Genomic DNA, 13,354 nt, shown 5'->3' on the forward strand with positions numbered 1-13,354 from the left:
AAAAACAGTTTAAAAATGAAAAATATTAAATTCTTCCCGCTTATTATTCTGGTTGCTTTAGCTGCTGCTTGTAACCAGCAAACCCAGTCAGAGAGCAGCGAACTGGCTGTTCCGGTTTCTGTTGAAGATATCCGCCTTCAGAGCATCGAACAATTTATAAGTACCACCGGTACGGTAAATGCCACAGCAGAAGTGGCTCTGAATTCTGAAATGGCCGGTGACTATTACCTGCAAAACAATCCGGCAACCGGAAGGACTTTTAAACCGGGAGACAGGGTAAATAAAGGGCAAACCATTATTAGGTTCGAAAACGAAGAATACGTTAACAACCTGGCCATGGATGCCGTTAAACTGAATCTGGAAATTTCGGAGCAGGAATATGAAAAACAAAAGTCGTTATATGAAAAAGGCGGCGTTACCCTTCGTGAACTGCGCAATTCGGAAGTTTCGAAAACCAATGCGCAATACAATTACGAAAATGCACAAATTCAAATGGCCAAAATGAGTGTAAAAGCTCCTTTTTCAGGCGTAATTGTTGAATTACCCTATTACACCAGAGGTGTGCGGGTGGCACAAGGTTCGCCCATGGTTACCCTGATGAGCTACAACCAAATGTACATGAATATTAACCTGCCCGAAAAAAATATTGAAGAACTGAAACTGGGACAGGAAGTTTTGGTAACTAATTATACACTTCCCGAAGATACACTCAGGGGAAAAGTAACAGAACTTTCACCGGCAATTAGCACCGAAACAAGAACGTTTTCAGGCAAAATTGAAATTTCAAATCCTGAACTGATGTTACGCCCGGGGATGTTTGTAAAGGCTGATATTATTACTGCCAGGAAAGACAGCACCATCGTAATTCCCAAAGATGTTATTCTTTCCGGAGGACGGGGCAAGTATGTATTTATTGTTGGCAGGAACAGTGCCGCCGACGATCGCCGCATAACCACCGGACTCGAAAACCAGAATTTTGTGGAAGTAACCGAAGGACTGGCAGTAAACGACAGGTTAATTATTAAAGGCTTTGAAACGCTTCGCGACAATTCCAAAGTTCGAATTATCCGTTAGGAAACATACCGGAAAATCATTAGAAATTATTTAAAATGAAGAAATTAACCCAATTTTCTGTCAATTACCCGGTAACCATCCTAATGATTGTCCTGGGAGTCATCCTCCTGGGGTACATTTCGTTTGACAAGCTGGGGGTTGACTTGTTCCCCGATTTAAACTCGCCCCGGATTTTCGTGGAAATTACTTCGGGCGAGCGGCCACCGGAGGAAATGGAAAAACAATTTGTTGAAAACATTGAAGCGCTGGCCATTCGCCAGTCCGATGTGATTCAGGTTTCTTCCATTACCCGGGTTGGCACAGCACAAATTACGGTAGAATATGCCTGGAATAAAGATATGGACGAGGCTTTCCTCGACCTGCAAAAAGCATTGAATTCACTTACCCAAAACGCCGAAATTGACGACCTGCGCATAACCCAGCACGACCCGAATACTGCACCGGTAATGTTGATTGCCGTTAAACACAGCGAAATTACCGACATGAACGAAATCCGAAAAGTTGCGGAAAATTACATTCGTAACGAACTGGTACGTTTGGAAGGTGTGGCAGAGGTTGAACTTTCGGGACAGGAAGAAAGCGAAGTGGTTATAAAAACCGACCACTACCGGTTGGAATCTCAAGGCCTTACACTCGACGAGGTAAGTTCACGCATTCAAAACTTTAACCGCAATGTTTCGGGCGGAAGAATAAGTGAAATGGGTCTTCAATACATTGTAAAAGGAGTTCGGTTGCTCAACGATGTGGAAGATTTTGAAAACCTGATTGTTGGTTACAAAGCTACTCGGGTGGAAACCGAAGAGCGTCCCCGCGTTGAAATGGCACCGGTTTTTCTGCGCGATGTAGCCACTGTTTCCCTGGCAAATAAAGAACCTGCCAACATCGTACATTTTAATGGTGAAAGATGTGTTGGGTTGGCTGTTTACAAAGAAACCAAATTTAACACCGTAAAGGCGGTGGATCAAATAAACGAAGCGCTGGTAAATATTGAAAGAGCACTGCCCGGTTACAATCTGCAGCAGGTAACCAATCAGGGACGTTTTATAAGTAGCGCCATTGGCGAGGTTCAAAACACAGCATTGCTTGGTATTTTACTGGCCGTATTTGTGCTTTTTCTTTTCCTGCGAAGGCTGGGAACCACACTTATCGTAAGTATTGCCATTCCAATTTCCATTATTGCCACCTTCAACCTAATGTACTTTAATAACCTCACCATCAATATTATGACATTGGGAGGTCTGGCACTTGGTGCAGGTATGTTGGTTGACAACGCCATTGTTGTTCTCGAAAATATTTTCAGAAATCACGAAAACGGAATGAGTGTAAAAGATGCAGCAGTTAACGGAACCGCCGAAGTAGGAGGCGCCATTACAGCTTCAACGCTCACCACCATTGTCGTTTTCCTGCCAATTGTTTACCTGCACGGGGCATCGGGCGAATTATTCAAAGACCAGGCCTGGACCGTGGCATTTTCTCTGGTTTCCTCTTTATTCGTGGCCATTTTTGTAATTCCAACCCTTTATCACCGGTTCTATAAAAACAAAAAATCCCCCACTAAAAAAAGTTCAGTAAAAATGGGCGGATACAGCCGTTTTCTCGATAAATTATTGAAAGTGAAATGGATGGTGGTTATTGTAACTACTCTGTTGGTATTAGGTTCGTTTATGCTGGTTCCGTTTATTGGCACAGAATTTATGCCCAAAACCGAAACCCGCGAATTTACCATGAACCTGAAAATGCAGGAAGGTACAAAATTGGTTCGAACTGAATCTACGGTTCAAAATATAGAATCCATTCTTACTGAATATTTAGGCGATAATCTGGATAAAATCTATTCGCACTCAGGACCTTCAACCAGTATTTTGGGTGACGAAACAGCCGTTTTTCAAGGCGAAAACACAGCTCAAATAAAGGTGATTTTAACGGAAGATGCTACGCTTACAACAGGCCAGGTTATTGAAACAATGGATAACCTCACGGCAGATATTTCCGGCCTTGAAATTAGTTATGCCGAAGAGCAAAGTGCGCTAAAATCTATTTTGGGAACTGAAGAAGCCCCGGTTGTTGTGGAAGTAAGAGGCGAAGAGCTCGACGAAATTGAAGCAGTGTTAAACCAGGTGAAAGAACGGATGATGAACATAGAAGGATTGTTTAACATTCAAACTTCAATAGAAGAAGGTGCACCTGAAGTTGAGGTGCATGTTGACCGCATCAGGGCCGGAATGTATAATCTCGATATCAATACTGTTATTACGCAAATTCAGGACCAGTTGGAGGGAAAAAATGCCGGACAAATGGAACAATCAGGTGAAATGCGCGATATCACCATTAAAGTTCCTGAAAAAGGGTTGAATGAAATTTATAACCTCACAATCAGCTCCGGAAACCAGGTGTTCAGGCTCAGCGAAATTGCCGAAATTACTTTTGGTACTTCCCCAAAAGAAATACTAAGAAAAAACCAAAACCGCATTGGACGGGTTACTTCACAAATGGACAAAGGACTTGCTTTGGAACATGTTGCTAATAACATCAGGCAGGAAACTGCAAATATAGAATTACCACTGAATTACAGGATTTTGGTGACCGGCGAAGAAGAAAAAAGGCAGGAATCGATGAGTAGTCTCGGATTTGCACTGCTGCTTTCAATAATTCTGGTTTACATGGTCATGGCGTCACAATTTGAATCGTTGATTCATCCGTTTACCATTTTGCTTACCATCCCGCTGGCGGTTGTTGGAAGTATTCTCATCTTTTTTGCCCTCGGAAAAACTTTAAACATTATGGCGCTTATCGGAATAATTATGCTGGCCGGTATTGCGGTTAACAACTCCATCATTCTGGTTGACCGCATAAACCAGCTTATCCGGGAGGGAAATACAAGAAGAGATGCCATTTTACAAGCCGGACAACAACGCATAAGACCCATTATAATGACCAGTTTAACCACAGTGCTTGCCCTGTTGCCATTAACTTTTGGGTTTGGCGAAAGCGCCTCGCTACGTTCGCCCATGGCTCTGGCAGTTATTGGTGGTTTGGTAACATCCACACTTTTAACACTGGTAGTTATTCCTTGTGTTTACGATATTTTAGACAGGATAAAAACCTTGTTTGTAAGAAAATAGAATGAATTTTATAATAAACAGAAAAGTACTCATCAGCATGTTGTTTACAGGGCTTACCCTTTTGGGGTATGTTTCCTATAAACAACTGCCGGTTGAGCTTATGCCCAATGCAGAACTTCCCATGCTTTTTGTCCAGATCAACTCACGTATTGAGGTTGATCCGGCCTACATGGAAAACCAGGCGGTAATCCCCATTGAGGGAGCCATTGGAACCATGGAAGGTATTGAGAGCATAGAAACTTTTATGAATAATCGTACGGCATCCATCCAGGTTAATTTCAATCAAAACATCAATTTTAAATATACGTTTCTGAAACTTCAGGAAAAGATTGATCAGGCTGCCGATAACCTCGACGAAAATTTTGTTGTTTCGGTAAACCGGGTGGATGTGCAGCAACTCTCCAACCAGTTTATGGAACTGCAGGTTAGGGGCAGTGGAGGTACCGACCGGCTTCGGAATATTGTGGACCAGGAAATTGCAGCAGAACTTGAAAATATTGATGGAATTGCTTCGGTAACTATTTTTGGCGGGAAAGAACGTTCCATTGAAATTACTTACGACAAAGCTGCCTGCGATGCCTACAATATTACACCGGCACAAATCAGAAATGCCATTACCTCAAACTCGGCAAACCGCACTTTTGCCGGCTACCTTCACGAAAGTCAGAAACAGTATTTCTTGCATGTAACTGCCGAGTATAACCAGGTAACCGATATTGAAAACATTATTGTTGCCGAAGGACCCATTTACCTTAAAAACGTTGCCGACGTATTTTTTGGTGTGAAAGAGGAAGAAAGCATCAGCCGCGTAAACGGGCTGGATGCCGTTTCCATTATGTTGGTGAGCGATTCGCAGGCTAACCTCATTGAGCTTTCAGGAAAAGTGCAGGAACGAATTGGAGCGCTGAATGAAAAACTGGCGCCAAATGATGTGGAGATGGTGGTTCAGACCAACCTGGCCGAAACCATGGAAAAAAACATCGATCAGATAATGAACCTGGCGCTGGTTGGAGGATTACTTGCCATTTTTGTTCTGTGGATCTTCCTGAAAAACCTGAAAATTGTTTCCATCATTGCCCTGGCCATTCCGGTTTCAGTATTCACGGCATTCAACCTGTTTTATGCCTTTAATGTTTCCATTAACAGTTTAACCCTGGTTGGGCTGGTGCTCGCCATCGGAATGTTGCTTGACAACAGCGTGGTGGTGCTCGAAAACATTTACCGGCTCTCCGGGAAGCGGTTTGATCCCGATAAAGCAGTAGTTCAGGGAACCACTGAAGTTTGGCGGTCAATTGTTGCGGCAACGTTAACCACCATCACCGTTTTTCTTCCATTCCTGTTCTCTTCAGAATACATGATTAAACTGATGGGGAACCACATTGGGGTTTCTATCATTTCCACACTTACGGTATCGCTGTTTGTGGCGCTTTTACTTATTCCCATGGCAGCTCATTTTCTGTTGAAAAGGGAATCGTCGCACAATATTTTTTATGAAAAAGTTACAACCAACAACCGTATTATTCAAATTTATATTCTGCTGTTAAAAGCCAGTATGCGAGCTCCCGCTGCAACAGTTGTAGGCGCTATTGTGCTGTTTTTTATTACGGTATTTATTGTGCTGGCCATAAGCGTAAATACGCTTGAGGAAGTAGAAGAAACCCGTTTTTCCGTTTATGTTACCATGCCCACCGGTTCAACTCTTGAAGCAACCGATTTGGTGGCTGCCGAAGTGGAAAGCCGCCTGGAAGGAATTCAGGAAAAACAGGATGTAATTGCAAACATTCAGGAAGAGGATGCCATTATAACTGTTGTTTTACAGGAAGACTATGAAAAGATTAACAAGCGCTCTATTGCCGAAATCAAATCGGAAGTGGAAGGACTTGTCAACAATATTTCCCAGGCAGAAATTAGCCTCACTGCACCTGCGTCAAGTGCACGGTTCCGCGGTGGCGGTGGCGGTGGTGGCGCCGGAATGGAAAATTTCAGCCGGTTTTTGGGCATTGGAACCAACCGCGAACGTATTGTAATTAAAGGTGAAGATTTTAATGCGATGCGTGGAGTAGCCGAAGATTTGCAATATTTTATTGAAAACCTCGAATCCATTCGTAGTGTAAATATCAGTGTGGCCAGCAACCGCCCGGAATTACACCTCTATTTTAACCAGTTACTGTTAACTGAATTTGGCCTCAACATGAATAACATTGCCTCTGAGTTGGGCTCTTTTACACGGGAATTCACTTCCGGCGTTAATTTCAAACAAGGCATTGAGGAATATGAAATCATCATCAAAGAAAAGCTCACCGAAGAGGAAGAAGAAAGAGAGAAAAACATTGAAGATTTAAGGCTAATGAAGGTGAGCAATAGCCTGGGAGCCACTTACGATCTTCAGGATATTGCCGATTTAGTTTATGCCGATGGGATGGCAAGCATTACCAGGGTGAACCAGGAAAAACAGATTGAACTGTTTTACCGTTTTGCCCAGGAGGCCGAACAATCGAAAGACCTGCTTGAAGCTTACCGGCTTGAACTGGACCAGGTTGTGAGTAATTATAAAATGCCGGCCGGTGTGGCTATTGAAATTATTCACGAAGAAGACCAGTTTTCAGAATTTTACTTTCTGATTGGCGCTGCTTTCCTGCTCATTCTGATGATTCTGGCATCGGTTTTCGAATCGCTTACCACGCCCATTGTTTTAATGTTTTCAGTACCGCTGGCAGCCATTGGCTCTTTTATTGCCCTCATTTTTACCGGCAATAGTCTGTTTAATGCCAACACGTTAACCGGGTTTCTTATATTGCTTGGAGTGGTGGTAAATAACGGAATCATTCTCATCGATTACACCAACATTCTCCGAAAAAGGGGTTACCGTAAATCGCGGGCTTTAATGACCGCCGGGCTTTCGCGTGTTCGACCGATTTTAATCACTGCCATTACCACCATAGTAGCCATGTTACCGCTTGCCATGGGGCAGTCGGAATATGTTGGTGCAATTGGAGCGCCATTCGCAATAACAGTAATTGGCGGACTTGCAGTGAGTACAATCCTCACTCTGGTTTTTGTTCCTACACTCTATTTCGGGATGGAAAATGCCGTAAACTGGCTCAAATCGCTTCACTGGGGTTTAAAAGTGATGCAACTCGTTCTGTTTGTAATTGCTACGCTTTATATTTATTTCGAAGTGGATTCATTTGTGTGGAAACTGCTTGGATTTATGATGATCGTTATTCTTATTCCCGGCGTTACTGCCTTTGTATTAACCAGCTTACGAAAAGCCAGCTCAAAAGTAGTGGACGAAAAAGAACAAATTCGGATTGTTATACAAAAACTGGTAAAAATTTACGACCGCGACAACCGTTTTGTACGTGAGTGGAAAGCCGGAATAAAAATCAGGGAACGTGCCGGTTTGCTGAGAGATTACAAACATCTGCGCGATTTTTACGACCTCATTTGGCAAATTCCGCTGTTCGGGTTCCTGGTTTTCTTTACTTTCTTTTACGTAAACAGTAGTGTGTGGATGTGGATCATGTCGCACTTTGTTTACTTCTTCCTGTTTCTGCTGTATGTGCCGTTTAAACAAGTAATGGCCAACAGGTTCGAAACCACAAAAAATTCAGTTTATCCAAAAATAAACCGAGTTGTCCGAAACGTGATTTTCTGGGGAGTTCCGGCCTTTTTCCTTTTTATATTTTTCAGAAACTGGGACAACCTGGGTATGGTTATTTTTGTGGGAATAATCTGGACACTGTTACTGGTTATTTACAGTTCGGGTGAATATATTCACCGGAAAAACCTGAATATCGCTCGGATTGAAGGTCGGTTCAGTGGATTGCGCCGCGGCTATTTTACTATGGTCAGGCAGATTCCGGTAATCGGGAAACACAAAGTTCCTTTCCGTGCATTAAATGGAGTTTCGCTTGAAATTAAAACCGGAATGTTTGGCCTTTTGGGGCCCAACGGTGCAGGAAAATCGACCATGATGCGCATCATTTGCGGAATTCTGGAACAGAGCTACGGAAAAATCTGGATTAACGGGCTCGACACGCAAAAACACCGCGAAGAATTGCAGGGATTAATCGGTTACCTGCCCCAGGCATTTGGTACTTACGAAAACATGTCGGCATGGGAATTCCTCGATTACCAGGCTATTTTGAAGGGCATTAAAGATGTTGCCACACGTAACGAACGGATGGAATATGTGCTAAAAAGTGTACACATGTTCGACCGGAAAGATGACAAAATTGGTTCGTTTTCGGGTGGTATGAAACAACGGATTGGTATTGCGCAAATCCTGCTCAACCTGCCACGTATTTTGGTAGTTGACGAACCAACCGCCGGGCTCGATCCGCGCGAACGGATTCGATTCAGAAACCTGCTGGTGGAATTAAGCCGCGAGCGGATTGTAATTTTCTCAACACATATTATTGAGGATATTTCGAGCTCGTGCAACCAGGTGGCAGTTATTAACCGCGGCGATTTAAAATACTTTGGAACGCCAAACGCGATGGTAAAAATGGGCGAAGGTTTTGTTTGGCAAATGACTTTACCGGCCAAAGAATTCGATAGTTTTTCAAACAAACAGCTCATTGTTCATCACATGCGCGATGGTGAGAACATTAAAATTCGTGTGCTTTCAAAAGAAAAACCATCGGAAAATGCCGTACCTGCATCGCCACACCTGGAAGATGCCTATTTGTGCCTGTTGAAAGACTTTGCTAAAAATGTGTAGAAAATGGAACAAAAATTCGATATAAAAAATAGTTTTAAAAACACGGTGAGAATGATTCGCTACAACCTGAAAATCATTTTTGCTGGCCGTTTTATCTGGTTTTTACTGGCAGCCTTCGGCTTTTTCCTGTTTTTTGCCATTCAAACCGTTTGGAATGGAGAAGCATTAACCGATGGAACGGTTTACAACCTGCTTATTTTTCCCGGAATTCTGCTCATTTTTTATCCGTCGGTGTTTGGCATTCAAAACGATGACGATTCGCGGATGCTTGAAATTTTGTTCGGAATTCCCAATTACCGGTACAAGATTTGGCTGGTGAGGCTGTTAATGATCTATGTTTTAATCTTTCTGATTACCATTCTTTTTTCAGCCGTTGCATCAGTACTTTTGTATAAAATTAATGTGCTGGAAATGGCTTATCAGTTGATGTATCCCATTGTTTTTATGGGTTCCATGGCTTTTATGTTTTCAACCATTATAAAAAACGGAAACGGAACTGCGGTTTTGATGGTGTTAATTGGCGTTGCGCTGATAATTTTACAGGATGCAGTGGAACGTTCCCAATGGAATGTTTTTCTGAACCCATTCCAAATACCAAACAATTTTAACGAAATTATCTGGCAGGGACTGATTACCAAGAACCGGATATTTTTGGGAGCAAGTATGATTGTTTTTATCCTTTACGGACTTTACAACCTGCAAAAAAGAGAAAAGTTTGTGTAACAAAATTAAACCAGTCTGTTGGTTTCAACATCCGGAAAAATAATGGAAGGCTTAAACGTTTTGGCTTCTTCAAAATCCATTGATGCATAGGAAATAATGATTACCACATCGCCCACTGCCGCTTTACGTGCAGCCGGTCCGTTCAGGCATATTGTGCCGGAGCCTCGTTCGCCTTTAATCACATAGGTTTCAAGCCGTTCGCCATTATTGATGTTTACCACCTGCACTTTTTCATTTTCAATTAAATTGGCGGCTTCCATCAAATCTTCGTCAATGGTTATGCTTCCAACATATTGCAGATTGGCTTCTGTAACAGTTACTTTATGAATTTTCGATTTACAAATTTCTATGTGCATAATTTGCCCTTTCAGTTCAAAACAATATTGTCAATCAATCGGACTTTTCCGCAAAAAACGGCAATACAGCCGATTTTCTTTCCTTTTTCGCTCCAGCTTTTTACAGGCTGAAGATTTTCAAAATCAACTATTTCAAAATATTCAACGTTTAAAAACGGGTTTTTGTTGATGGTTTCAATCACCTCGTTTTTAAGCTCTCTTACGGATATTGTGCCGGCAAGGTTTTTTGCCCTCAAAAGCGTTTTAAAAATAAGAGCGGCATTTCCTCTTTCATCAGCCGTCAAAAGTTCGTTGCGCGAACTCATGGCCAGGCCATTCTTTTCTCTAATTATGTTGCAGGGAACAATTTCAACCGGCAATTTTAACATTCTTACCAGTTGATTAATTATAGCCAGTTGCTGAAAATCTTTCAACCCTAAATAAGCTTTGTCGGGTTTCACAATTTCGAAAAGACGGCTTACCACCTGGGCAACTCCGTTAAAATGACCTGGCCGGTGTTTTCCCTCCATAACCTGCTCCAGGGGTCCAAAATCGAAAATCCGGGTATCGGGTTCAGGATAAATTTCTTCGGCTTCGGGCGCAAAAACCAGATCGCATCCAGTGGGTTCCAGTAATTTCAGGTCTGCCTCCAGATTGCGCGGGTAGCGTTTCAAATCGCTGGCATCGTTAAACTGGTTGGGATTTACAAAAATGCTAACCACCACAACCTGATTTTCGTGAACAGCCTGATTTACCAACGATATGTGGCCGCTATGCAGTGCACCCATGGTGGGTACAAAACCTACACTTCCCTTTTCCCGAAGCGCATTTAATTGCTTTTTAAGTTCCTTTATTGTTTTAACCAGAACCATTGTCTTATTTTTAACAGCGCAAAGTAAATAAATTATCTGCTTAATTTTTGGAACAGCCTGTTATTAAAGCATGAGGCTTAACACAATGGAAATGACTATAATTGAATATTCACGATATTTTTATTACCTTTGCAGTCTGTTATAAACCGCGCTTACAGGTCAATGGAAAAGAAAAAGATCCTATATATTTCTCAGGAAATCACCCCTTATCTGCCCGAAAGTGAAATGTCGGAAATTTCCCGCTACCTGCCTCAGGGAGTGCAGGAAAAGGGACGTGAAATTCGCACGTTTATGCCGCGATACGGATGCGTGAACGAAAGACGAAACCAATTGCATGAAGTTATTCGCTTGTCGGGGATGAATCTGGTTATTGATGATACCGATCACCCTCTTATTATAAAAGTTGCTTCCATTCAGGCAGCCCGTATGCAGGTTTATTTTATTGACAATGAAGACTATTTCCACCGGAAGCAGGTTGTTGCCAATTCAAAAGGAGAAGAATTTGAAGACAACGACGAACGCGCCCTGTTTTTTGCGCGCGGTGTATTGGAAACGGTTATTAAACTGAGGTGGGCACCCGATTTAATTCATTGCCACGGCTGGATGACCGCACTTGTTCCGCTTTTCATTAAAAAATACTATTACAACGATCCGCTTTTCGGACAATCAAAAGTGATTTACTCCCTCTATAACGATGAATTCAAAAAAACACTGAACCCCGAAATTAAAACCAAGGTTTTGCTGGACGGAATGGTTCCCGAAGATGTTTCGCTTATCGAAAAACCAGACTATGTGAACCTGAGCAAACTGGCCATTAATTACTCTGATGCCATTATTCAGGGCACAGAAAAAATTCACCCCGATCTGGAAAAATTTGTTCCTGAAACCGGCAAACCCTTTCTGGGCTACCAGCCAAAAGAAACATACATTGATGCTTACGACGATTTTTACAAAAAAGTATGGTAGTTGTTAAAAGATCAAATTTTATTGTAAAAAGATCAAAATTGCAACCATTTACACTACCGCCTCAACGATTTTTTATACGTTTGTGTTTTATTTTTTGCAAACAGGAAAACAATTACTTAAAACAAGAATTCAGTGAAACGCAAAATAGCTTATAAATACCTACTAATTTTCTGGATAATAACTACTGTGGCATTTTTTACCGCATGTAATGAACCCAATGATTTGGGAATGGAATTGCTTCCTACAAGTGATTTAATTGAAGTAAAAAACCTGGTGGAAAAAAACAGTATTTCTTCCTATACTTATACAGAAGGGCCAGTCCGAACCGATGAACCATCGAAAAGTTTATTAGGGAGTTTTTATGATCCGGTTTTTGGGAAAACAACCATCAATTTTGCCACACAATTCAGATTACAGGATTTTCCGGATTATGGAACCAATGCTGAAGCTGACTCTGTAAAATTATTTCTTTATTACCGCCTCATTTACGGCGACACCATTACCCCGCAAAAATTCAAGATTTACGAACTGGAATCACCCCTTGATGTGGATCAAAATTACAATCAGGATGTTAATTTGAAGGAACTGGCTTCTGCACAACTCATTGGCCAAGTTGATTACACGCCGGTTGTAAGGCAGGATTCTGCTTCGCAAGACACATTCTACCAGCTTATTACTATTCCGCTCGATAATTCGTTTGGACAAAAACTGGTAGATGCTGATTCGCTGCAAATGATAAACAACGATGTGTTCCTGGAATATTTTAAAGGTTTGTATATTGAAGCCGAAGAACAAACAACCCCAGGTGGCACAATTCTTACACTGGAAGCTGCTTCATCAGGCGATTTTCAAGGTTCAGCACTGGTAGTTTACTATAACAACGATGAAAACAAGGCTGAAGATGAACCGGATACCCTTTTAAACCCTTATGTAATTACACGTTTCAGTGCCCGCGTAAACTCCATTGAGCACGATTATTCGGGAACTTCTTTCGAAGCCAGTTTGGATGTGGATTCCGGCGATGATTCACTTATTTACGTGCAGGCTACAGGAGGTTTAAAATCAAAAATTTATATTGATGGAATTACCTCCTGGAAAGATTCCGCGAATATAGGTATAAACAAGGCTGAACTGGTATTTCAAGTTGATACCATTGCTTCCGAAGTAGATAAATATCAACCTCCCTTGCAACTGCTTTTTACAGTTTTAGATGAGGAAGGTACCGAATTTCTTCCTTCTGATTACTCGTTTAGTTCAACCTATTACGGCGGTGGGCTTCGTTCCGATTACACTTACCGTTTTAATATTACTCAACATTTGCAACAAATTATTGAGGGACTAGCAGAAAACCATGGATTCTTTTTAACCACTGCCCGAAAAAACAGTGAAGCCAGCCGGGTTGTGCTGAAAGGCAGCAACAGCCAGACCGGCATTAAACTGGTAATCACTTATTCAAAGTTCATGGAATAAGAAATTATTAACCAAATAAAAAACGGGCAACTTAAAATGAAAGCTGCCCGTTTTTTATTCGAAGCA

8 protein-coding genes are annotated in these 13,354 nt (G+C 41.9%); 6 read left to right on the forward strand and 2 right to left on the reverse strand.

Annotation, left to right across the window (positions count from 1 at the left end; genetic code table 11):
• The first annotated feature begins 15 nt into the window (after positions 1-15).
• From ACESMA_RS06750 to ACESMA_RS06765, 4 genes are read left to right on the forward strand one after another with little or no spacing between them, the layout of a single operon-like run.
• A complete protein-coding gene (locus ACESMA_RS06750) occupies positions 16-1,074 on the forward strand; it encodes an efflux RND transporter periplasmic adaptor subunit (RefSeq protein WP_372948018.1) in 1,059 nt (352 codons plus the stop codon).
• A gap of 35 nt (positions 1,075-1,109) precedes the next feature.
• Positions 1,110-4,196: an efflux RND transporter permease subunit gene (locus ACESMA_RS06755; protein WP_372948019.1), complete on the forward strand. Its 3,087-nt coding sequence runs from the start codon at positions 1,110-1,112 to the stop codon at positions 4,194-4,196.
• 1 nt (position 4,197) lies between these two features.
• A complete protein-coding gene (locus ACESMA_RS06760; RefSeq protein WP_372948020.1) occupies positions 4,198-8,922 on the forward strand; it encodes an efflux RND transporter permease subunit in 4,725 nt (1,574 codons plus the stop codon).
• A gap of 3 nt (positions 8,923-8,925) precedes the next feature.
• Positions 8,926-9,645, forward strand: a complete 720-nt coding sequence (locus ACESMA_RS06765; protein ID WP_372948021.1) for a hypothetical protein — start codon at positions 8,926-8,928, stop codon at positions 9,643-9,645.
• A 5-nt stretch (positions 9,646-9,650) separates the two neighbouring features.
• Here the strand turns inward: ACESMA_RS06765 and panD are convergent, their stop codons facing one another.
• Entirely contained in the window at positions 9,651-10,001 is a 351-nt protein-coding gene (panD, locus tag ACESMA_RS06770) for an aspartate 1-decarboxylase (protein WP_372948022.1), read from the reverse strand.
• A gap of 11 nt (positions 10,002-10,012) precedes the next feature.
• On the reverse strand, positions 10,013-10,852 hold the full coding sequence (panC, locus tag ACESMA_RS06775) for a pantoate--beta-alanine ligase (protein ID WP_372948023.1): 840 nt from the start codon (positions 10,850-10,852) through the stop codon (positions 10,013-10,015).
• A gap of 162 nt (positions 10,853-11,014) precedes the next feature.
• Here panC and ACESMA_RS06780 point away from each other — a divergent pair, with 162 nt between their 5' ends.
• Together ACESMA_RS06780 and ACESMA_RS06785 are read left to right on the forward strand one after the other, a co-directional pair.
• Positions 11,015-11,818 carry a glycogen/starch synthase gene (locus ACESMA_RS06780; protein ID WP_372948024.1) on the forward strand — a complete coding sequence of 268 codons (804 nt, stop codon included), beginning with the start codon at positions 11,015-11,017 and terminating at the stop codon, positions 11,816-11,818.
• A 132-nt stretch (positions 11,819-11,950) separates the two neighbouring features.
• Positions 11,951-13,288: a DUF4270 domain-containing protein gene (locus ACESMA_RS06785; RefSeq protein WP_372948025.1), complete on the forward strand. Its 1,338-nt coding sequence runs from the start codon at positions 11,951-11,953 to the stop codon at positions 13,286-13,288.
• Positions 13,289-13,354: the final 66 nt, after the last annotated feature.

Origin of the sequence: Mariniphaga sp., from assembly GCF_041687215.1 — a bacterium.
GTDB lineage: Bacteria > Bacteroidota > Bacteroidia > Bacteroidales > Prolixibacteraceae > Mariniphaga.